Below are 21,487 nucleotides of genomic sequence, written 5' to 3' on the forward strand. Positions count from 1 at the left end.
CCGGGCCGCGCAAAACGCTCTTGCAAATCCGCTGCACTTATCGGTGCCATGAAGACACGGGGGGGGTTGTCTTCGCGGGCCAATGCCGGTTTCTGGGCTCAGTGGCAACAGGTGGGTCCCAATATGCAGACGCGGCAGGATGTGGCGGAGATGATCCGCGTGTTCGGGCGGATCGGGCTTCTGTCTTTCGGCGGACCGGCTGCACAGATCGCGCTGATGCATCGCGAGTTGGTCGAGCGGCGGGACTGGCTGAGCGAGCGGCAATTCCTGGGGGCCCTGTCCTTCACCATGCTGTTGCCCGGGCCAGAGGCGATGCAACTGGCGACTTATGCGGGCTGGCGGCGGGATGGCACGCGGGGCGGGCTGATCGCGGGCGGGTTGTTCGTGGCGCCGGGGGCACTGGTGGTGATGCTGCTGGCGGCGCTCTATGTCAGTTTCGGGCAGATGCCACTGGTCGCGGCGCTGTTCCTCGGCATCAAGGCCACCGTGATCATCGTCGTCATCGAGGCGCTGTTGCGGGTCAGCCGCAAGGCCCTGAAGGGGCGGTTGGCCTATGGGTTGGCGGCGCTGGCGTTTCTCGGGCTCTTCGCCTTCGGCTTGCCATTTCCGCTGGTCATCGCGGTCGCGGCGCTGCTCGGGGCATTGTGGATGGGCCGCAAGGCAGAAGACGCGGAAGCGCCGCCCGTTTCCCTGATGCGCAGTCTGCGGACCGTCCTGATCTGGGGCGCGCTCTGGCTGGGGCCGCTGGCCCTGCTGTGGGGAATCGCGCCGGACAGCGTGCTGACCGAGGTGGGGCTTTTCTTTTCCAAGCTGGCCGTCGTCACCTTCGGCGGGGCCTATGCGGTGCTGGCCTATATGGTGCAGCAGGTGGTGGGCGATTTCGGCTGGCTGACCACCGGGCAGATGATGGATGCGCTCGGGTTGGCGGAAACCACGCCGGGGCCCCTGATTCTCGTGACGGAGTTCGTCGGGTTCCTGGCCGGGGCCGGGCAGGGGGGGCTGGGGCTCGGCCTGCTGGCGGCCTGCGTGACGCTGTGGGTCACCTTCATGCCCTGCTTCCTGTGGATCTTTGCCTTCGCGCCTTATGTGGAGTGGATCACCGCGCAGCCGCGTCTCAACGGGGCGCTGTCGGGGATCACGGCCGCCGTGGTCGGGGTGATTCTGAATCTGTCGATCTGGTTCGCGCTGCATGTCTTTTTCACGGATGTCACGCCAACGGCGCTTGGCCCCGCCACGCTCTGGTTGCCAGAACTGTCGACAATCGACCCCGGCGCGATTCTGTTGGCGGGGCTGGCGGCTTGGCTTCTGATGCAGCGCAAATGGGACCTTCTGGCGGTTCTTGGCACCATGGCAGCGGCCGGAGCGGTCTGGAGCCTCGGAATTCTGCCCCTTTTCGGTTGACACCACATCGCGCAAGGGTAAAAGACGCGCTCAACCAGAGATACGAGCGCTTGGGATCGTCTGCCCCCCGCGCGCCCCGCTTTGCAGGAGTTTGACATGGCGAAGCCGACCACAATCAAGATCCGCCTGAATTCCACGGCGGGCACCGGCCACTTCTATGTGACCAAGAAGAATGCACGCACCATGACCGAGAAAATGACCGTACGGAAGTATGACCCGGTCGTGCGCAAGCACGTGGAATACAAGGAAGGCAAGATCAAGTGATCTGACCCTTTCCAGGTAAGTCTTTGAACCGGGCCGCGCTGAAACCAGTCGCGGCCCGGTTTCTATTTGGGGAAGGACCATGGCTGGAAACATGCGCATCCGCAAAACGCATGCGGCTGATCTGGAGCCGCTGAACCGGCTGTTCATGGACAGCTACCCGGTGTTGCTGGCGGCCGACTACGCGCCGGATCTGTTGGCCCGCGCCCTACCGTTGATCGCCCGCGCCAATCCGGGCCTTCTGGTCTCAGGCAGCTATTACCTTGCAGAGCCCGAGGATGGTGGCGCCCCCCTTGCGGCAGGCGGCTGGACGGTAGAAAGCCCGCATCAGGCGGAACCGACTGGCACGGGCCAAATCCGTCACGTGGTGACACATCCGCAGGCCACGCGGCAGGGGCTGGCGGCGGCGATCATGCGCCGATCTTTCGAGGAAGCGCGAGCCGCCGGGCTGACGCAACTGGTGGCCCTGTCAACGCTGACCGCCGTGCGCTTCTACGCGGCCATGGGCTTTGCGGTGGAGCGGGAGGAGATCATCGCCATGGCCCCTGATGTCAACTTCCCGGCGGTGCGGATGATCCGGGCGCTCTAGGGGCTGTCATCAGAAGATGAGGGGTCAGGGCTTTGGCCCAGAGGGCATAGGCCTGGGGCGCGGGGTGGAATCCGTCCTCGGCCATCAGATCGGGCTGCATCGGCATGCTGAAGGGCAGGTAGAGATGCCCCGCGCGCTCCGCCTGCGCGTGCAGCTGGCGTTCCAGCCGCGCCGCCCGTTGCCCCAGAATCCAGCGCAGGGGATCGGGTAGCAGCGGGAATTGCGCAAGCGGCGGGATGCCGGTGATGATCAGGTTGGGGGTGTTGAGCCGCGCCGCGACCTCCTGCGCGATCTGCGCCCGGTCGGCAAGGATGCGCGTCAGCGGAGCGAAGCTGGTCACGTCATTGACCCCCAGAACCAGCAGGACGATGTCGAAGTGCTGCCGGGGCAGGGTCTCCAGCCGGGTCAGCGTGCTGCGGCTGGTGGCGCCGGTCCTCGCCTCCAACTGCCAGGTCAGGCGGCGATGTGGGGCGAGGGCAGCGGCAAGCTGACCACTCAGCGCCTCCCCTTGATGCGCGGCCCCCACCCCTGCGGCAGAGCTGTCGCCAAGGATCAGCAGGCGCAAATCAGGCCCTCGACCGAGCTCACCGCGTCGTGGGCCGGGCGGTTCCGGCAGGCGCAGCGCACGGGCGCGCAGCCGCAGGGCCTGGGCGATCAGGAGAGGCGACAGAAGCGGGGCAAGCAGGCGATCCATGACGGCAGGATAGGGGCAGGGCGGCACAAGGGAACCGGCGACATGGCGTCAGGGGGCAAAGAAAAAGGCCGGGGATGATCCCCGGCCTCAATTCGTTTCGTCAGTAAAGGTGTTATTCCTGCGAGCCCATGAACATCAGCAGGAACTGGAACATGTTCAGGAAGCTGATGTAGAGGCTGAGCGCGCCGTCGATGGCGGCTTTTTCCAGCCATTCCTGATCGCCATGCATGGCGTGGGCCACGTAGGTGTTCTTGATGTCCTGCGTGTAGAACGCGGTCAGACCCGCGAAGATCAGCACACCGATGGCCGAAATGGCGAACATCATCGCAGGCGATTGCAGGAAGATGTTCACGATCATCGCGATCAGCAGCCCGATCACACCCATCATCAGGAAGGTGCCCATGCCCGACAGGTTGCGCTTCGTCGTGTAGCCATAGAGGCTGAGCGAGGCGAAGGCGATTGCGGTCACGAGGAAGGTCTGCACGATCGAGTAATCGGTGTAGACGAGGAAGATCGAGCTCATCGACACGCCGATCGCAGCGGCGAAGACGAAGAAGCCGAACGACACCGCGGCAGCCGAACCACGGCTCATGAGCGCGCCCCAACCGAAGAACAGGAAGGCCAGCGGGCCGAACATCACAACCCATTTCAGCGGGCTGAGATAGATAGCCTCACCCACGCCAGAGAGGTATTCGCCTTCACGCAGCATGTAGGTTGCGCCAACGGGATCGGTGGTCACGGCAAGGCCTGCGATGGCCCAAGCAGCAAGCGCTGTAATGAGCATGCCGATGGACATGGTCGCGTAGACCTTGTTCATGTGGGCGCGCAGGCCCGCGTCGATCTGGGCGGCGCTGACGCCACCTGCGCCGGCGCGGATCGTGTCGAATTGTGCCATCTGGTCCTCCGAAGAAAGGCATATGAGTGGTGGCGGAAACGCAAAACGCCCCGCCTTACCTGACAATATCGGTAAGACAGGGCGCTATTTCAAGCTCCGCCGGACAGGGAGAACAGTCTTTTTACGGCGTGTGGCTTGGAAGGTGCGGGATCAGACCAGCCAGCTTTGCGGCACGTCCCATGCGGGGCGGTTGATTTCGCGGGTAACGTCGGCCTGGCTCAGGCCAAGATCGCGGCGGGCATTGGCATCCAGACGTTCCAGCGCGCGGCGCTGGCGCCATGCGGCCACGGCGGCACGGAAAAAGGCGATCCCGCCAGACCGGCGGGGGGCGGAGATCGAAGAGCGTGCGATTGCATAGGCCATGGGATGTTCCAGTTCGTGATTGTCGGCGTTTGTCATATTTCGATGGTTGATACATAGGGCGGGTTTGTGCATTATGAAAATGAATGTTTTTGAAAGTTATAATCACAAGGCTTGATGAAATGCGCAATCTCGACATGACCGCCCTGCGCGCCTTCGTCACTGTGGCCGATGCGGGGGGCGTGACCAAGGCCAGCGGGCTGCTGAACCTGACGCAATCGGCGGTGTCGATGCAGCTCAAGCGATTGGAGGAAAGCATCGGCGTGTCCCTTCTGGACAGGTCGGCCCGCAAGATGGCGCTGACCAATTCCGGCGAACAGATGCTCAGCTATGCACGCCGGATGCTCGCCCTCAATGACGAGGTGCTGGCGCGGCTCACGTCTCAGGATTTCGAGGGCGAGCTGTTTCTCGGGGTGCCCCACGACATCGTCTACCCCGCCATTCCGCAGGTGCTGCACCGGTTCAACGCGGCCTTCCCGAGGATGAAGGTACAGCTTGTCAGCTCCTACACCTCGCGGCTGCGCCGGATGCTGGAACGCGGCGAGGTGCATCTTGCCCTGACCACGGAAGGCGCGCTCGACAGCGGCGGCGAGACCTTGCAGGAACGCCCGCTGGTCTGGGTGGGGGCGATCAAGGGCAATGAATGGCGGCAGCGTCCCCTGCGGCTGGCCTTCGAGCAACTCTGCATCTTCCGCAAACCGGTGCAGGAGGCACTGGATAACGCGGGGATCAGCTGGGAAATGGCGGTGGAAAGCGACAATTCCCGCACGGTAGAGGCCTCGATCAGTGCCGATCTGGCAGTGCATGCCTGTGTCGAGGGGGCCGAGCCGCCCTATGTGGAACGCATCCATCACCACGGTGCCTTGCCTGATCTGCCGTCGATCAAGATCAACATGTACGGTGCGGAACTGGCCAAGGAGGAACCCGTGCAGGCGCTGGCCGAGATGGTGCGGCAGGCCTATCGGGCGATGTGAGCCCTAGCGCGGCGCGGGTCCGAGCGTCTCTCGGTCGCACAGGTAGGTGTCCAGCCGGGTGCTGGCCATCGGGCCATCACCGTTGAGCTGTTGCACCAATAGCCGCGCTGCCATGCGCCCCATATCGCGATGCGGGACGTGGACGGTGGTCAGGGGCGGATCGACCAGTTGCGCAAGTTCGATATCGTCGAACCCGGTGATCGACACGTCGCCCGGCACCGACAACCCCATCTGACGCGCCGCGCGCAACGCGCCCACGGCCAGCACGTCATTGCCGCACATCACGGCTGTTGGCGGATCTGGGCTGTCCATCACCTGCCGAAAGGCGGCAGCGCCGTTCTCGATGGAATAGGGGGTCTCGTGCAGCGCCATCGCGTCGGCGGGCAGAGCATGCGCCGCCATCGCCTCGCGGATGCCCTGCACCCGTTCGCTGGCCCGGTCATTGGAATCGCAGGGGGCCGAGATGACGCCGATCCGCCGGTGGCCCTTGGCGATCACCAGTTCCGCCATCTCGCGCATGGCGGCGCGGTTGTCGAAACCGATGGAGGGTTGCGGCTTGTCGGGGTCATAGACCCAGGCCACCAGCACCGGCACCGAGCGCGCCTCCAGAAAATCCAGCGTCCCCTGGCTGCGATGGTGACCGATCAGCAAAAGCGCGTCGGCCCCCCGTGCGCACAGGGTGCGGATCTGTTCCCGTTCCACATCCTCACTGTAGGAAGAACTGGCGACCAGCAGGGTCATGCCGTGCAGCCCAAGCTCTTCCTGAAAGGCCTGAAGCCCGCGCGCGAAGATCGCGTTTTCCATCGTCGGGATGATCGCGCCGATGGTATTGGTGCGTTTCGCCGCCAGGGCCCGTGCCCCGAAATTGGGCGCGTATCCCAACTGGTCCACCGCCGACATCACCCTGTCGCGCGTGCTTTTCACCACCCGGTCGGGCGTGTTCAGGCAGCGCGAGACCGTCGCCGTCGACACACCTGCCAGACGGGCAACATCTTCCAGCGTGGGAACGGGGCGCGGGGCCTGGGGGGCCTTGGCGGTCATATCTCGGTCAGTGCCTTTGGTCTCGTTATGTCGGCTGTCTTTACCCGCTACGTTACGGTGCCGCGAGGGTAAAGCACAAGTGTAAGCGCTTGCACGATGTCGTGTAAGCGCTTACACTGATCTCGAATCGGCACTTTTGCCGAGTTCGGGAGGAACCATGGTCTTCGCAATTTCAGCAGTCTTGTTTCTGATCTTCCTTGCCAATGTCGTGCTTGGCGCTTTCGCCAATGCCGCGTTCATGGGCGATGTGGCTGAAATGATCGTCCTCTTCCTGACATCCATCACGTTCGTGTCCGGCATTCTGAAGGCAGAGGCCCGGCGCAACGCTGACGAATAAGACCGCGAAACTAAGGGAGGAAGCGGAATGGACTTCAAAGACAAGCAGGAGCTGAAATCGGCCGAACGGCGGAATTTCCTCAAGCTGGCAGGGACCGGTGGCTTTACCGCTGCAATGGTTGCCGGGGCAGGGGGCGTTCTGTGGTCCGATCAGGCCGTCGCACAAACCGCGCAGGAGGAGCGCGAGCGTGAGGATGCCGCCGATCACATCATGACGCTGGCCACCGCTTACGTGCTTGGCGCGTCGCGCAGCTATCCGATCATGCAGCTGGACCTGAAGGAAAACATCCAGAACATGACCAACGGCAAAGTCTATGTGCGCCTTGCCCCCGGCGGCCAACTCGGCGCGGGCGGTGCTCTGGTTCAGGCGGTGCAGGGCGGCACCATCCAGTGTGCGCAGCACTCGCTGTCCAACTTCGCCCCCTTCGCCAGCGTGGTGGACCTGATCAACCTGCCGTATTTCTGCGGCTCCAACCAGCGGTTCACCAACCTCACCAGCTCCGAGGCGTGGAAGGCCGAAGTGGACCCGCGCATCGCGCAGGCAGGCTTCAAATCGCTGTTCTACATCGTGATCGACCCGCGTGTTGTCGCGGTCCGTCGTGGCGGCGATGCCATCATCACCCCGGCCGATATGGAAGGCGTCAAGTTCCGCGTTCCGGGGTCCGCCATGCTGCAGCAGTATTACCGCATGGTCGGCGCCAACCCGACCCCGGTGGCATGGGGCGAAACCCCGTCGGCGATCCGTCAGGGTGTGGCCGATGCGCTCGACCCGTCGGTCGGCGCGCTGCATGTCTTCGGCTTCGGTGAAATCCTCAGCCACGTGACCTTCACCCAGGCGGTGCCGGACAGTCAGGTCTATTCTATCAACCTCGAATGGTTCAACTCACTGCCTGCCGACGTGCAGGAAGGCATTGAGTTCGCAGGGGAAATCACCCAGGCCCAGAACCTCGCCAAGGTTCCGGCGGCGCGTTCCTACGCCATGGCGCAGCTGATTGCCAACGGTGTGGAATTCCACTCGCTCAGCGACGACCAGCTTGCCGAATGGCAAGAGGTCGGTGGCTACCAGCGCAGCGAATGGGACGAGTTCAAGATGGAACTCGCCGGATCCATGGAAACCTTCGCACGCCTCGAAGAGGCCGCAGGCACCATGGGCCGCTACTACGTGCACGACGCGTAAGACCAACACAACCCGGATCGGCGCGCAGGTGGTGCGCCGGTCCTTATCCCAACTCCCACAGCGTGTGACGAGATGGAGCCGGCAAGCCGGGTGGAGGGGCCATGTCCAGACTGTATGAAGCCATAGACAGGAACGCGGAGCGCTGGCTCCTGCTTGTTTTCTACGTGATGCTGGTGGTTACCATGGCCATCGAGGTGCTGCGGCGGGAAATCCTGTCCTATTCCTCGATCTGGGGCGAAGAAATCGTCCGCTATTCCTTCATCTATCTCGCCTGGATCGGCGCCGCCGCCGCCGTGCGCGAGAGGGGCCATATCCGTATCGACGTGATCATGAATTATGTCGGGCCACGGGTGAAGGCGCTGCTCTACATCTTCGGCGACATCGTCATGTTCTGCGTTTCCGTGATCGCGCTCTACTGGTCGTGGGAGGCGGTGCACGTGTCCTGGGTCTTCGGCTCGGTCACGCATGGTCTGCGCATCGGCTACTACTTCTTCCTTTTCGCCGTGCCCTTCGGGTTTGCCCTCGTCATCTTCCGGCTGGTGCAATCCTTCCTTCGTGACATCTCTGACCTTCGTAACGGCCGGCCCGTTTACGAAGGCGACAAACTCTTCGATTAAGGGAGGATCTGCACCATGATGTGGCAAGCCCTGCAGGAAACCTCCCTTCAGCTTGGATGGGATTTCTACGGCCCCGTACTTATCTTCGTCGTTCTGGTCGCCCTGGCGGTGCCCGTTTGGGCCTCGATCGGTGTATCGACGATCCTCATGCTGGTCTGGTCCGGCGCGCTGCCGCTCAGCCTTTTGGGTGAAAAGCTCTTCAGCGGCATTGACGCCTTCGCGCTGACCGCCGTGCCCCTGTTCATCCTGACCGGTGACGTGCTGGTGCGCACCGGGTTGTCCCGAAAATTCCTCGACGTGGCCGAGGCGCTGACCTGTTGGGCGAAGGGCGGCTTTGGTTCTGCCACGGTTCTAGTCTGCGGCATGTTCGCGGCGATCTCGGGTTCCGACGCCGCCGGGGCCGCCGCCGTGGGCCGGATGACCATCGACCGTCTGGTCGAGAGCGGCTACCCGCGCCCCTATGCCTGTGCGCTTGTCGCGGCGGGGGCCTGTACCGGCATCCTCATTCCGCCCTCGATCGCCTATATCATCATCGGCCTTGTCCTGGGTATAGCGGTCTCGACCCTGTTCCTTGCTGCCCTCATTCCCGGCATCCTGATCCTGCTGTCGATCCTTGCGACCAACGTTGTCATGAACCGCCTCAACGCCTGGGAAGGCGGCGGCATCATGACCCCTGCGGAATGGCGTGCGAACCTGTGGCGGACGATCAAATCCGGCTGGTACGCCTTCCTCGTGCCCGGCATCATCTTCTACGGCATCTTCTCGGGTCGCCTGACCCCGACCGAGGCGGGCGCTGTCGCCGTGGTCGTGACCATCGTCATGGGCTTCATCCTTGGCACGCTGAAACTGTCGGACTTCCCGGCCATGCTGGTCAGCTCCGCCAAGGTCAATGGGGTGATCCTGCCCATCATCGCGTTTTCCATCCCGCTGGCCGAGGCGCTCGCCATCATCGGCGTGCCGCAGGGCTTCGTGGGGGCGCTGACCTCGCTTTCCGACAACGAGTACGTGCTCATTGGCATGATGGTGCTGATCCTGATCGCGGCGGGCTGCGTCATGGAAACCACGCCCAACATCGTGATCCTCGCGCCGATCCTGAAGCCGCTCGCTGACAATATCGGCATGAACGAGGTTCAGTTCTGCATCATGATGATCACCGCGCTCGGTGTGGGCTTCATCACCCCGCCGCTCGGGCTCAACCTCTTCGTGGTGTCAGGGATTACCGGCGAGTCGATCCTCAGGATCGCGCACCGGGCCATCCCCTTCGTCTTCTTCATGCTGATCGTGACACTGCTGATCGCTTATGTCCCCGCGATCTCCACCACTCTTCTTCCCGAACTATACAGGTAACCGAAATGCCGAGAGAGTATCTCAAGAAAGCTACCCTGACCTCGAAAAGCGACGCCTCCGAGACGCACAAGATCGTGCAGGGCATCCTTGACGACATCGAGCAGGGCGGGGACGCCAAGGCACTGGAATATGCCGCGAAGTTCGACAAATACGAGGGCAGCATCATCCTGTCGCCCGAGGAAATCGAGGCTGCCTGCGCACTGGTGCCCGAAAAGCTCAAGGCCGATATCCGCTTTGCCCATGACAACGTGAAGCGTTTTGCCGAGCGTCAGAAGGAAACCGTCGCCAATGTGGAATACGAGGTGGTGCCGGGGCTGATCGCGGGGCAGAAGGCCATCCCCGTGGACGCAGCGGGCTGCTACGTGCCCGGCGGGCGTTACAGCCACGTCGCCAGCGCCATCATGACCGTGACCACCGCCAAGGTCGCGGGCTGCCGTCACATCACCGCCTGTTCGCCTCCGCATCCCGGCGTGGGCGTGGCACCCGCGATCATCTATGCAGCCCATATCTGCGGCGCTGACAAGATCATGGCCATGGGCGGCGTGCAGGGCGTGGCGGCGATGACCTTCGGCCTCTTCGGTCTGCCCAAGGCCAACATCCTCGTCGGTCCCGGCAACCAGTTCGTGGCAGAGGCCAAGCGCATCCTCTTCGGTCGCGTCGGGATCGACATGATCGCAGGGCCAACCGACAGCTTGATCCTGGCCGACAGCACCGCCGATCCGATGGTGGTGGCGACCGATCTCGTGGGGCAGGCGGAGCATGGCTATAACTCGCCCGTCTGGCTGGTGACGGATGACCGCGCGCTGGCCGAGGAGGTCATGCGTCTGGTGCCCGAGTTGATCAACGATCTGCCCGAGGTCAACCGCGATAACGCCACCGCCGCCTGGCGCGACTATGCCGAGGTGATCCTCTGCGCGGATCGTGAGGAAATGGCGACCTGTTCCGACGATTACGCGCCGGAACACCTGACGGTGCAGGCCGAAGACCTCGATTGGTGGCTCGACCGGCTGACCTGCTACGGCTCGCTCTTCCTTGGGGAAGAAACCACCGTGGCCTTTGGCGACAAGGCGTCGGGGACGAACCACGTTCTGCCCACCTCGGGCGCGGCCAGCTATACCGGCGGGCTCAGCGTGCACAAATACATGAAGATCGTGACATGGCAGCGCGCCACGCGCGAAGGCGCCAAGCCCGTGGCCGAGGCCACTGCGCGCATCGCCCGGCTGGAGGGGATGGAGGGCCATGCCCGCACCGCCGATATCCGGTTGCACAAATATTTCCCCGACGAGGTCTTCGACCTCAGCGCCGAGGCCTGACATGGACAACCCATCCGGCCTCTTCGACCTGACGGGCCGCGTGGCCTGCGTCACCGGGGCCAGTTCCGGCCTCGGGCGTCGGGCCGCGTCGGTTCTGGCGGCGGCGGGCGCTTGCGTCGTGGGCGTTGCCCGCCGGGCCGAGGCGCTGGCCGACTGGCAGGCGGAAACCGGCGAGCGGGCCGCCGTGGTGGCCTGCGACCTTGCCGACCGCGTAGCGCGCGAGGGACTGGCCGAGCGTCTCTCCGCCCCTTTTGGTGCGCCCGATATCCTCGTGACGGCGGCGGGGATCAACACCCGTCAGCCCGCTGACGAGGTCACGGAAGCAGGCTGGGACGTCACGCTGGAGCTGAACCTCTCGGTGCCCTTCTTCCTTGCGCAGATGCTGGCGCCGGGGATGAAGGAAAAAGGCTGGGGCCGGATCGTCAACTTCGCTTCGCTGCAATCCACTCGGGCGTTTCCGGGCGGCATCGCCTACGGCGCCAGCAAGGGCGGCATCGCGCAGCTGACGCGTGCCATGGCCGAGGCCTGGTCGCCCCACGGCATCACGGCAAACGCCATCGGGCCGGGGTTCTTCCCGACCGAGCTGACGGGGGCCGTGTTCAGCGACCCGGACCGCGCCGCCCGCAACGCGGCGCAAACCTGCATCGGCCGCAACGGGGCACTCAGCGACATCGACGGGCCGCTTCTGTTCCTGGCCTCGAACGCCTCGTCCTACGTGACCGGGCAAATCCTGATGGTGGACGGGGGGTTCACGGCCAAATGAAAGCACTTGTCTATACCGGGCCCGAGGCCCTGATGGTCACCGACTGCCCCGATCCGGTTGCGGGCGCGGGCGAGGTCATGATCCGCGTCGACAGTGTCGGCATCTGCGGGTCCGACATGCATGCCTTTCTGGGCCATGACGAACGCCGCCCCGCGCCGCTGATCCTGGGCCACGAGGCAGCAGGCGTGATCATGGGCGGCGCGCGCGATGGTGAACGGGTGACGATCAATCCGCTTGTCACCTGCGGCAGCTGCAAGCCCTGCACCACGGGGCGCGAGAACCTCTGCACCAGCCGCCAAATCATCTCCATGCCGCCGCGAGAAGGCGCGTTTGCGCAGCTTGTAGCGATGCCCGAAGGCAACCTTGTGACCGTGCCCGACCACGTGACGCTGGAACAGGCCTCGCTGGCCGAACCCATTGCCTGCGGCTGGCATACGGTGCGTCTGGCGCTCGACGTGCTGCGTGATGAGCCGCGCGAGGGCCTCACGGCCCTTGTCATTGGTGGCGGTCCCATCGGCGTCGGTGCCGCGCTCAGTCTGAATGCACAGGGTGTTCCGCAGGTGCAGGTGATCGAACCCAACCCGATCCGGGCCGAATACCTGAAGACACGCGGCTTCGACGTGATCGCGCCCGACGATCTGGCCGCCGGTCACATGGTCGATCTGGTGATCGACGGGGTGGGCTACCCCGCCACCCGCGCCACCGCCTCGGCCCATACCCGCCCCGGCGGCGTGATCGGCCATATCGGGCTTGGGGCCTCCGAAGGCGGGCTCGATATCCGGCGGATGACCCTGCAGGAGATCACCTTCATCGGCACCTACACCTACACCGCACAGGATTTCCGCGACACCTGCGCGGCCATGTTCTCCGGCGCGCTCGGTCCCCTCGACTGGACCGAAACGCGCCACCTGGCAGAAGGCCAGCAGGCCTTTGCCGACATCCGGGGCGGACAGGTTCCTGCCCCGAAAATCATTCTCAAACCCTGACACGAGGAAAGAAGACCAATGTCAAACATCCCGCATCTTCTGGTGCATGATCACGAAGACAATGTCGGCGTGGTCGTGGTCGAGGGGCTCACCGCAGGCACCGAGATGTTCTGCTGCGTGACCCATGACAACTCCACCTTCACGCTGACCGCCGGGGCGGATGTGCCGATCGGGCACAAGATCGCGCTCAAGGACCTCAAGGAAGGCGACACCGCCATCAAGTACGGCGAGGACATCGGCAAGATCATCGCCGACATCCCCAAGGGCGCGCATGTGCACACCCACAACTGTAAAACCAAGCGCTGGTAAGGAGCCAAGGACATGGCATCGAAATATTCCAACATCACCTTCATGGGATACCGGCGCGAAAACGGCCGCGTGGGTGTGCGTAATCACGTGATCATCCTGCCTGTGGATGACATCTCGAACGCGGCCTGTGAGGCCGTGGCCAACAACGTCAAGGGCACGATGGCGCTGCCCCACGCCTATGGCCGCCTCCAGTTCGGTGAAGACCTCGAAACCCATTTCCGCACCATGATCGGTACCGGGTCCAACCCCAATGTGCATTCGGTCGTGGTGATCGGGATCGAGCCGGAATGGACCCGCCGCATTGCCGACGGCATCCGCACCACCGGCAAGGAAGTGGCCGAGTTCTCGATCGAACAGAAGGGCGATTTCGAAACCATCCGCGCCGCCAGTTGGGCCGCCAAGGACTTCGTCCACAAGGCCACCGAGGTGCAACGCGAAGAGTGCTCGATCTCGGAACTGTGGGTTTCCACCAAATGCGGCGAATCCGACACCACCACCGGTCTCGGCTCCTGCCCGACGGTCGGCAACATGTATGACAAGCTGCTGCCCGAAGGGATCACCGGCTTCTTCGGGGAGACCTCGGAAATCACCGGGGCGGAGCATATCTGCCAGAAGCGCGCGATCAACGAGGAAGTGGGCGAGCGCTGGTACAAGATGTGGAAGGCCTATCAGGACGAGGTGATCTTCGCCCACCAGACCGATGACCTTTCCGACAGCCAGCCCACCAAGGGCAACATCCTGGGCGGCCTGACGACCATCGAGGAAAAGGCGCTTGGCAATCTCGAAAAGATCGGTCGCACGTCGCAATATATCGACATCCTCGACCCGGCCGAGCAGCCCTCGTCGGGCAACGGGCTCTACTTCATGGACAGCTCCTCGGCCGCGGCCGAATGCGTGACTCTGATGGCCGCCGGTGGCGCCGTGATCCACACCTTCCCCACCGGGCAGGGCAATGTGGTCGGCAACCCGATCGTTCCGGTGATCAAGATCACCGCGAACCCGCGCACCGTGCGCACCATGGGTGAGCATATCGACGTGGACGTGTCGGGCATCCTGCGCCGCGACCAGACCATCGACGAGGCGGGCGACGCCCTGATCGAGATGATCCGGCGCACCGCCAATGGCCGCAACACGGCGGCGGAGGCGCTCGGGCACCGGGAATTCTCGATGACCAAGCTTTATCGCAGCGCGTAAGCGCCCCGACCGGGCGGCGGATTTCCCTGCCGCCCGGCACCAGATCACGGACCCCGAGCCATGACCCAGACCACCCGTATCGGCATGGCCGATGCGACCGACCTTCTGTTTCGCGCCTTCCGCGCCACGGGCCTGACCGGCGACGCCGCCCGGTCGGTGGCCGTGGCGCTCGTGCAGGCCGAGGCGGAGGGGCAGGTGGGCCACGGGTTTTCCCGGTTGGCCGACTACATGGCGCAGGCCCGATCTGGAAAGGTCAATGCCGGGGCTGTTCCCCGCGTCCAAACGCTTTCGCCCACGCAACTGGCCGTCGATGCCGATCACGGCTTCGCCTTCCCCGCGCTCGATCTGGGCATCGCAGAGGGGCTGAGGGTGGCTGGCGAGCTTGGTTTGGCCTCGGTGGCCATCACCCGATCCCACCACGCAGGCGCATTGTCCGTGCAGGTGGACCGGATCGCGCGGGCGGGCTTCATTGGCCTCATGATGGCCAATACCCCCAAGGCGATTGCGCCATGGGGCGGGTCCGCGCCGGTCTATGGCACCAACCCGATTGCCTTCGCGGTCCCCCGAGAAAATGCCGATCCGCTGGTCATCGACCTGTCGCTGTCGCAAGTGGCGCGCGGCAAGCTCATGCATGCCCGCAAGACGGGCCAGCCGATCCCGGAAGGCTGGGCATTGGATGCCGAGGGCCAGCCAACGACGGACCCGGAGGCGGCGCTGCAAGGCTCCATGATGCCCATTGGCGGGGCCAAGGGCACGGCGCTGGCGCTGATGGTCGAGATCCTGTCCACGGTCCTGACAAGTGCTGCTTTCAGCGCCGAGGCCGGGTCCTTCTTCACCGCCGACGGTCCACCCCCCGGCGTCGGGCAATTCCTGCTGATCCTGCGGCCAGACAGCCCTGCACATGATTTCGCCGCGCGGCTGGAAACGCTTCTGTCGCTTGTAACGGGTGAAGACGGCACACGCCTGCCCGGAGAGAGGCGGCTAAAGCAGCTGCGGGCGGCCCAACTGGACGGGCTGACCGTGCCGGTCCACTATCTTGCCATTGCCCACGAACTGGCCGATCGCCCGGCGGCCCAGGCCTAGGAAAGGGAGAAACCCCATGTACAAGAAGATTATCGTCTCACTGGCACTCGATCAGGGCTTTGCCCCCACAGCGCTGGAACTTGCCCGCAAGCTGAAGGATGACGGAGGCGAGATTATCGCGCTCCATGTGTTCGAACCGCTGCACGGATCAGTGAGGGCCTATGTGCCCGATGAGGTTGTTCGGCAGGCGCTGGACAAGGTGCGCGCCGGTCTGGCCGAACGCATCGGCGACGCGGATGACGTGACGCCGATAATCATCAAGGGTCACTCGGGCCGCGACGTGACGGATTACGCCGCGAAAGAGGGCGCGGACCTGATCATCGTCGGTTCGCACAAGCCCGGCATTGGCGACTACCTGCTCGGCTCCACCTCTGCCCGGATCGTGCGCCACGCGCCTTGCGCCGTGCATGTGCTGCGCTGATCAGGGCGTGACGACGACCTTGCCCGTGGATTTGCGGGACTTGAGCAGCGCCAGGGCGTCGGCAGCCTGATCCAACGGATAGACAGCGCCGATATGGGGCTTGAGACCACCGGCCTCGTACATGGCGAACAGTTGCGCGAGGCTGCGGGTCAGCACCTCGGGTGCGAATGTCAGGTAGCCGCCCCAGTAAAGCCCGATCACGTCGAGATTCTTCACCAGCAGGATATTGGCGGGGATCTGGGGCACCTCGCCGCTGGCAAATCCGACGGGAATGAGCCGCCCGCCGGGATTGGTCGCGCGCAGCGCCGCCTTGAACTGATCGCCGCCCACGGCGTCATAGACCACATCCGCGCCGCCAAGCGCCTTCACCTCGGCCCGGATATCCTGCGTTTCGCTGTCAATCAGATGCGTGGCCCCGGCGGATCTGGCCACCTCCAGCTTGGCCGCCCCGCGCGCGCAGGCGATGACCTCCGCCCCCATCCGCGCGCCAATCTCCACCGCCGTCAGCCCGACGCCGCCAGCCGCGCCAAGCACCAGCAATCGTTCGCCCTTTTGAAGCCGCGCCCGGTGCCCAAGCGCCAGGTGCGAGGTGCCATAGGCCACGAGGAACCCCGCCGCCGCCTCGAAGGACATCACATCGGGGATGGGGGTCATCCGGTCGACCGGAAAGCACCCCGCCTCGGCCAGCCCGCCCTGGCCCGCAAAGACCGCCACCCGCGTGCCGGGGGCGGGGCCGTCCGTGTCGGGGCCAAGTGCCTCGACCGTGCCCGCGATTTCCATGCCCATGGTGAAGGGCAGCTCCGGCGTGTCCTGATAGCTTCCCTTCAGCATCAGCAGATCCGCGAAATTGAGCCCGCAGGCCGCGATCCGCACCAGGGCTTCACCCTGTCTCGGGGTGGGGGTGTCGATATCCTCCACGGCGGGGGCGGTGTCGAAACGGCTCAGTCGAAAGGCGCGCATTGCGGATCCTCCTGCGGGACATTCAACGCAAGCTAGCGCCCCTGCGCCGCGATGCAACCGGGACAATGCGTCCTAATGCATTTCACCGCGAAGGATTTTATTGTGCGTGACAAGTACATCGGGCGACGTGACATCCGACCGTGCAACCCTATCTAGATCCAGTAGCCTGCCAGAGTGCAGGACCCGCCAGCCGCTGCGACAGGAGACAGCCATGAAACACCCGGTAGATATCCATGTTGGCAAACGTGTGCGCCACCGCCGCTGGATGGTGGGGATGACACAGCAGCAACTGGCCGAGCGGGTCGGCATCAAGTTCCAGCAGATCCAGAAATACGAGACTGGCATGAACCGTGTCAGCGCGTCCCGCATGTGGGAAATCGCCGCCGCGCTGGAGGTGCCTGTCAGCTTCTTCTTCGAGGGGCTCGAAGGTGGCGTGGATGCGGGCACAGCGCTGCCCGGCGACGTGCTGGCCGACAAGGAAGCGCAGGAACTGGTGCGCTCTTACTACGCGATACCGGAAAACCAGCGCCGCCAGCTGTTCGAACTGGCCCGCGTGCTGTCGGGCGCCGCTGCCTGAGCCTTGGCTTGACGGGGCGCGCGCCCCGTGCCACCCGAGGCGGGAGCTTTCCGCAAGACAGGCCCGCCCATGTTGACCCGTTCCACGATGTCCCCCGCGCTTGCCGCCGAGCTGCTGGCCACGGCCCACGCCATGGCCGACGCCGCCCGCAGCGCCACCCTGCCGCATTTTCGCGCCGCGGGGCTATCGGCAGAGAACAAGCTGAACGATGGCTTTGACCCCGTCACCATTGCCGACCGCGATGCCGAGACTGCCATGCGCGCGGTGCTGGCGGAACGTCGGCCCGAGGATGCGATCCTTGGCGAAGAACACGGGGTGACGGAGGGGCAAAGCGGCCTGACCTGGGTGCTCGACCCGATCGACGGCACGCGCGGTTTCATCTCCGGCACGCCCACCTGGGGCGTTCTGATCGGCTTGCAGGACAGGGACGGGCCGATCTATGGCCTCATCGACCAGCCCTATATCGGTGAACGGTTCGAGGGTGGCCTTGGGCGGGCCATGCTGACCGGCCCCCACGGAACCGAGCCGCTCGGGGCGCGACCCTCCGGGTCGCTGGCGCAGGCGACCCTGTTCACCACCTTCCCCGAGGTCGGGACCGAGGCCGAGCGGCTGGCTTTCGAACGGGTCCGCGACCGGGTGCGGCTCACCCGCTATGGCATGGATTGCTATGCCTATGCGCTGCTGGCGGCGGGGCAGGTGGATCTGGTGATCGAGGCGGGACTGAACGCCTATGATATTTCCGCGCCCATTGCAGTGATCGAGGCGGCGGGCGGCATTGTCACCGATTGGCAAGGCGGCCCTGTGCATGAGGGCGGGCAGGTTCTGGCGGCCTCCAGCGCTGCATTGCATGGCGCGGCCCTGAAACTGCTTCTGCCTGTCTGAGACTTGAAGCGCGGCAAGGGGCTGGCCTATTCTGGCTTCGCGCGGTGTCCCGAGTCCTTTGCCCGTCTTCTGTCGGCCCGCCCTGATCCTCTTACCGAAACGGGCTTCGGAACCTTGAGGGCTGACATGACAGATATCATCATCAAAAACGCGTCCCATATCCTGACCATGGATGACGCAGGCACCGAACTTGAGGGCGCGGATATTCGCATTCGGGGCGGCGTCATTGCCGAGATCGGCCATGGGCTGGAGGGTGGAGAGATCCACAATGCCGAGCACTGCCTCGTCACCCCCGGCCTCGTGAATACCCATCATCACCTGTATCAAAGCCTGACCCGCGCCGTGCCCGCCGCGCAGGATGCGCTGCTCTTTGGCTGGTTGAAGACGCTCTACCCGATCTGGTCGCGTTTTGGCCCGGAAGAGATGTTCGTCTCTGCCCAGACCGGGCTGGCGGAACTGGCGCTGTCGGGATGCACTCTGACCTCTGACCACCTCTATCTCTATCCCAATGGCGCGCGGCTGGATGACACCATCGCGGCTGCCGCCGAGATCGGCATGCGGTTTCACCCGACCCGAGGGGCGATGAGCATCGGGGAAAGCGATGGCGGTCTGCCGCCCGACAGCCTGGTGGAACGCGAAAGCGCCATTCTGGAGGATTGTATCCGTGTCGTCGACGCCTTCCACGATCCGGCCGAAGGCTCCATGTGCCGGGTCGGGATCGCGCCCTGTTCTCCTTTCTCTGTCAGTTGCGAGCTGATGCGGGATGCGGCGCTGCTGGCCCGCGACAAGGGGGTGATGCTGCACACCCATCTGGCTGAAAATGATGAAGATATTGCTTACAGCCTGGAGAAATTCGGCTGCCGACCCGGTCAGTACGCCGAGGATCTGGGCTGGACAGGGGAGGATGTCTGGCATGCCCATTGCGTGAAGCTCGACGGGCAAGAGATTGATCTGTTTGCGAAAACGGGAACCGGCGTGGCCCATTGCCCCTGTTCGAACTGTCGGCTCGGGTCGGGCATCGCACCGCTGCGCAGGATGCGTGACGCCGGTGTGAAAGTGGGGCTCGGCGTCGATGGCTCTGCCTCGAACGATTCGGGAAATCTGGTGGCCGAGGCGCGTCAGGCGATGCTGCTGCAGCGGGTCTCGCAGGGGGCCGATGCGATGAGCGCGCGCGAGGCGCTGCGCATCGCCACGCGGGGCGGGGCCGAGGTGCTGGGGCGCCCGGATTGCGGCCAGATCGCTGTCGGCAAACGCGCCGATATCGCGATCTGGGACATGACCGGTGTGGAGGCCGCGGGCAGTTGGGACATGGCGGCGATTCTGCTGGCGGGTCCGATGAAAACCCGAGATCTTTTCGTGGAAGGTCGCAAAATCGTCTCAATGGGAACACTTTTGAGCGTGGATTTACCTGTTCTTATGGAAAAGCAACGCAAGCTTGCCTTGGCCCTTGCGATGTGAGTCTCTGATAGCCGTGGGGGCGGAACAGGATAGCGACCATGCGTTTACAGATTGTGTCCCTTCTGGCGGCGGCCCTGATGACGGCGGGCTGCATGGGCGGTACGACCGCGCCCTCGGCCACGCGGGCGGTGCCGGTCAGTGCGCCACTCGGCTCCCACGGGGGCGTTGTGACGATGATGAATCAGCAGCGCGGAACGGCAGGGCTTGCCCCGGTTACGCGCTCTCGGCAGTTGGATCGGGTCGCCATGATGCATGCGCAGGACCAGGTGCAAGGCGGCTTCTTCGGCCATCGCGGCTCGAACGGGTCCAATGTGCACGCGCGCATGGCGTCGGCTGGCTACGATGCCTGCCTGTCCGCCGAAAACATCGCCATGGGCCAGACCAGCGAAGCGGCTGTCATGGGCGACTGGATGGCGTCCTCCGGCCACCGCGCCAATATCCTGCACCCGCGTGCGGAGCAGTTCGGTTTCGCCCGGGCGGGCGATCATTGGGTGATGGTGCTGGCGCGGCCCTGCTAGGCCACGGCCGAATCTTTAAAAACGGGCCGCTCAGACCTTGCGGCCCGCGACCCGAACCTCTGCAATCGCGCGGTCATCGCCCATCATGATGGTGGGGAAGAGCGCCTCCCAGATCGTGTCTGCGCGCGCGGATCGCTGCGAGATGGCGGGGGTCGAGGCGAGGTCGAGCACCACCAGATCAGCCTCCATCCCGACGGCCACACGACCGACCTTATCGTCAATCCGGAGCGCACGGGCAGAGCCTTCGGTGGCCAGCCAGATCAGTTCAGCCGGATGCAGGGCGCGGCCCCGAAGCTGGCCGATCTCATAGGCGGCGGCCATGGTACGCAGCATCGAGAAGCTCGACCCGCCCCCGGTATCTGTCGCCAGCCCGACCCGGATCGGACCACCCGCGAGGCCCATATCAAAGAGCCCCGAGCCTATGAACGTGTTCGAGGTCGGGCAATGGATCAGCGCCGCGCCAACCTCTCGCAGCCGGTCGATCTCCCGCTCTTCCAGATGGATCGCGTGGCCATAAAGCCCGCCCGCGCCAAGCAAGCCATGCGCCTCGTAGGTATCGAGGTAATCGCGCGCCTCGGGGTAGAGCCCCTTGACCCATTCGATCTCGTCGGTCTGTTCGCTCAGATGGGTCTGCATCAGGCAATCGGGGTGTTCCGCCCATAGCGCGCCAAGGGCGGACAGCTGATCGGGCGTCGATGTGGGTGAAAAGCGGGGCGTGATGACATAGCCCAACCGGTCCACCCCGTGCCATTTTTCCAGCAGGGCCTTGCTGTCGTCATAGGCCGCCTGCGCCGAATCACGCAGACCCTCGGGCGCGTTGCGATCCATGCAGGTCTTGCCTGCCAGCGCCCGAAGGCCGCGCCGCTGCGCCGCCTCAAAATAGGCGTCCACGCTTTCGGGATGGATGGTGCAGTAGCTGGCGACCGTGGTGGTGCCGTTCGACAGGGTCAGGTCGAAATAGCGCGCCGCGATCTCCGCCGCATAGGCGGGATCGGCAAAGCGCATTTCCTCGGGGAAGGTATAGGTGTTCAGCCAGTCGATCAGCCGCTTGCCCCAGGAGGCGATCATCGCCGTCTGCGGGTAATGGGCATGGGCATCGACGAAACCGGGCAGGATCAGCCCCTGACCGTGATCCACGACATCCGCGCCGGGATGCGCGGCACGCAGGTCGTCGGCCTGACCCAGATCGGCGATCTTGCCATCCCGGATCAGAACCGCGCCGCGGCTGTCATGGCGGGCGGCGTCCACCCCGGCCACGAAAGGATCGGCGTCAAACCGCAGAAGCTGCCCAAGAAGGAGTGTGTCTGTCATAATCTGTCCTTTTCCCGGCC

25 protein-coding genes are annotated in these 21,487 nt (G+C 64.5%); 19 read left to right on the forward strand and 6 right to left on the reverse strand.

From position 1 onward, the window contains the following. Positions 1 to 123: 123 nt before the first annotated feature. The 3 genes from chrA to RBB16_RS12605 all read left to right on the forward strand — a co-directional run bounded on the left by chrA (position 124) and on the right by RBB16_RS12605 (position 2,251). Entirely contained in the window at positions 124 to 1,401 is a 1,278-nt protein-coding gene (gene chrA / locus RBB16_RS12595; protein WP_306046556.1) for a chromate efflux transporter, read from the forward strand. A gap of 96 nt (positions 1,402 to 1,497) precedes the next feature. Beyond that, on the forward strand, positions 1,498 to 1,665 hold the full coding sequence (rpmG, locus tag RBB16_RS12600) for a 50S ribosomal protein L33 (protein ID WP_007799108.1): 168 nt from the start codon (positions 1,498 to 1,500) through the stop codon (positions 1,663 to 1,665). Between the two features lie 79 nt (positions 1,666 to 1,744). Further along, a complete protein-coding gene (locus RBB16_RS12605) occupies positions 1,745 to 2,251 on the forward strand; it encodes a GNAT family N-acetyltransferase (RefSeq protein ID WP_306046506.1) in 507 nt (168 codons plus the stop codon). Here the strand turns inward: RBB16_RS12605 and RBB16_RS12610 are convergent. The 3 genes from RBB16_RS12610 to RBB16_RS12620 form a co-directional block, all read right to left on the reverse strand. Beyond that, entirely contained in the window at positions 2,214 to 2,945 is a 732-nt protein-coding gene (locus RBB16_RS12610; RefSeq protein WP_306046507.1) for an SGNH/GDSL hydrolase family protein, read from the reverse strand. The genes RBB16_RS12605 and RBB16_RS12610 overlap by 38 nt on opposite strands. 112 nt (positions 2,946 to 3,057) lie before the next feature. Further along, a complete protein-coding gene (locus RBB16_RS12615) occupies positions 3,058 to 3,840 on the reverse strand; it encodes a Bax inhibitor-1/YccA family protein (protein WP_071688372.1) in 783 nt (260 codons plus the stop codon). 150 nt (positions 3,841 to 3,990) lie between these two features. Further along, positions 3,991 to 4,239: a DUF1127 domain-containing protein gene (locus RBB16_RS12620; RefSeq protein WP_306046509.1), complete on the reverse strand. Its 249-nt coding sequence runs from the start codon at positions 4,237 to 4,239 to the stop codon at positions 3,991 to 3,993. Between the two features lie 83 nt (positions 4,240 to 4,322). Between RBB16_RS12620 and RBB16_RS12625 the strand changes: the two genes are divergently transcribed. After that, positions 4,323 to 5,174 carry a LysR family transcriptional regulator gene (locus tag RBB16_RS12625; protein ID WP_306046510.1) on the forward strand — a complete coding sequence of 284 codons (852 nt, stop codon included), beginning with the start codon at positions 4,323 to 4,325 and terminating at the stop codon, positions 5,172 to 5,174. Between the two features lie 3 nt (positions 5,175 to 5,177). On the opposite strand, the gene RBB16_RS12630 is transcribed toward RBB16_RS12625, so the two are convergent. Next, positions 5,178 to 6,215 carry a LacI family DNA-binding transcriptional regulator gene (locus RBB16_RS12630; RefSeq protein WP_306046511.1) on the reverse strand — a complete coding sequence of 346 codons (1,038 nt, stop codon included), beginning with the start codon at positions 6,213 to 6,215 and terminating at the stop codon, positions 5,178 to 5,180. A gap of 157 nt (positions 6,216 to 6,372) precedes the next feature. Between RBB16_RS12630 and RBB16_RS12635 the strand changes: the two genes are divergently transcribed. From RBB16_RS12635 to RBB16_RS12685, 11 genes are all read left to right on the forward strand, one after another. Beyond that, on the forward strand, positions 6,373 to 6,552 hold the full coding sequence (locus tag RBB16_RS12635) for a hypothetical protein (protein WP_071688369.1): 180 nt from the start codon (positions 6,373 to 6,375) through the stop codon (positions 6,550 to 6,552). 27 nt (positions 6,553 to 6,579) lie between these two features. Further along, on the forward strand, positions 6,580 to 7,728 hold the full coding sequence (locus RBB16_RS12640) for a TRAP transporter substrate-binding protein (protein ID WP_071688368.1): 1,149 nt from the start codon (positions 6,580 to 6,582) through the stop codon (positions 7,726 to 7,728). Positions 7,729 to 7,829: 101 nt separating this feature from the next. Then, positions 7,830 to 8,345, forward strand: a complete 516-nt coding sequence (locus RBB16_RS12645; RefSeq protein WP_306046512.1) for a TRAP transporter small permease — start codon at positions 7,830 to 7,832, stop codon at positions 8,343 to 8,345. A gap of 18 nt (positions 8,346 to 8,363) precedes the next feature. After that, positions 8,364 to 9,692 (forward strand): TRAP transporter large permease, encoded by a 1,329-nt coding sequence (locus RBB16_RS12650; protein ID WP_371931244.1) that lies wholly within the window; start codon positions 8,364 to 8,366, stop codon positions 9,690 to 9,692. A gap of 5 nt (positions 9,693 to 9,697) precedes the next feature. Further along, positions 9,698 to 11,005, forward strand: a complete 1,308-nt coding sequence (hisD, locus tag RBB16_RS12655; RefSeq protein WP_306046514.1) for a histidinol dehydrogenase — start codon at positions 9,698 to 9,700, stop codon at positions 11,003 to 11,005. A 1-nt stretch (position 11,006) separates the two neighbouring features. Next, a complete protein-coding gene (locus tag RBB16_RS12660) occupies positions 11,007 to 11,768 on the forward strand; it encodes an SDR family NAD(P)-dependent oxidoreductase (protein WP_306046515.1) in 762 nt (253 codons plus the stop codon). Next, complete coding sequence (locus RBB16_RS12665; protein WP_306046516.1) at positions 11,765 to 12,754, forward strand: alcohol dehydrogenase catalytic domain-containing protein; 990 nt, start codon at positions 11,765 to 11,767, stop codon at positions 12,752 to 12,754. Before RBB16_RS12660 ends, RBB16_RS12665 begins: the two co-directional genes overlap by 4 nt. 18 nt (positions 12,755 to 12,772) lie before the next feature. Further along, on the forward strand, positions 12,773 to 13,063 hold the full coding sequence (locus tag RBB16_RS12670; RefSeq protein WP_306046517.1) for a UxaA family hydrolase: 291 nt from the start codon (positions 12,773 to 12,775) through the stop codon (positions 13,061 to 13,063). A 12-nt stretch (positions 13,064 to 13,075) separates the two neighbouring features. Beyond that, positions 13,076 to 14,257, forward strand: a complete 1,182-nt coding sequence (locus tag RBB16_RS12675) for a UxaA family hydrolase (RefSeq protein WP_306046518.1) — start codon at positions 13,076 to 13,078, stop codon at positions 14,255 to 14,257. A gap of 60 nt (positions 14,258 to 14,317) precedes the next feature. Then, entirely contained in the window at positions 14,318 to 15,340 is a 1,023-nt protein-coding gene (locus RBB16_RS12680) for an Ldh family oxidoreductase (protein ID WP_306046519.1), read from the forward strand. A 16-nt stretch (positions 15,341 to 15,356) separates the two neighbouring features. Next, entirely contained in the window at positions 15,357 to 15,761 is a 405-nt protein-coding gene (locus tag RBB16_RS12685) for a universal stress protein (protein ID WP_306046520.1), read from the forward strand. Here the strand turns inward: RBB16_RS12685 and RBB16_RS12690 are convergent, their stop codons facing one another. Next, complete coding sequence (locus RBB16_RS12690; protein WP_306046521.1) at positions 15,762 to 16,721, reverse strand: NADPH:quinone oxidoreductase family protein; 960 nt, start codon at positions 16,719 to 16,721, stop codon at positions 15,762 to 15,764. It lies immediately after the preceding gene. 211 nt (positions 16,722 to 16,932) lie between these two features. Here RBB16_RS12690 and RBB16_RS12695 point away from each other — a divergent pair, with 211 nt between their 5' ends. The 4 genes from RBB16_RS12695 (at position 16,933) to RBB16_RS12710 (ending at position 20,156) form a co-directional block, all read left to right on the forward strand. Further along, positions 16,933 to 17,298: a helix-turn-helix domain-containing protein gene (locus RBB16_RS12695; protein ID WP_071688357.1), complete on the forward strand. Its 366-nt coding sequence runs from the start codon at positions 16,933 to 16,935 to the stop codon at positions 17,296 to 17,298. A gap of 87 nt (positions 17,299 to 17,385) precedes the next feature. After that, a complete protein-coding gene (gene hisN / locus RBB16_RS12700) occupies positions 17,386 to 18,180 on the forward strand; it encodes a histidinol-phosphatase (RefSeq protein WP_371931245.1) in 795 nt (264 codons plus the stop codon). Between the two features lie 126 nt (positions 18,181 to 18,306). Next, positions 18,307 to 19,638 (forward strand): 8-oxoguanine deaminase, encoded by a 1,332-nt coding sequence (locus RBB16_RS12705; protein ID WP_306046523.1) that lies wholly within the window; start codon positions 18,307 to 18,309, stop codon positions 19,636 to 19,638. Positions 19,639 to 19,676: 38 nt separating this feature from the next. Further along, positions 19,677 to 20,156 carry a CAP domain-containing protein gene (locus RBB16_RS12710; protein WP_306046524.1) on the forward strand — a complete coding sequence of 160 codons (480 nt, stop codon included), beginning with the start codon at positions 19,677 to 19,679 and terminating at the stop codon, positions 20,154 to 20,156. Between the two features lie 30 nt (positions 20,157 to 20,186). Here RBB16_RS12710 and guaD read toward each other — a convergent pair whose 3' ends face one another. Then, on the reverse strand, positions 20,187 to 21,467 hold the full coding sequence (gene guaD, locus RBB16_RS12715) for a guanine deaminase (protein WP_306046525.1): 1,281 nt from the start codon (positions 21,465 to 21,467) through the stop codon (positions 20,187 to 20,189). Positions 21,468 to 21,487 lie beyond the last annotated feature (20 nt).

This window comes from Nioella sp. MMSF_3534 (assembly GCF_030732985.1).
Taxonomy (GTDB): Bacteria; Pseudomonadota; Alphaproteobacteria; order Rhodobacterales; family Rhodobacteraceae; genus Nioella.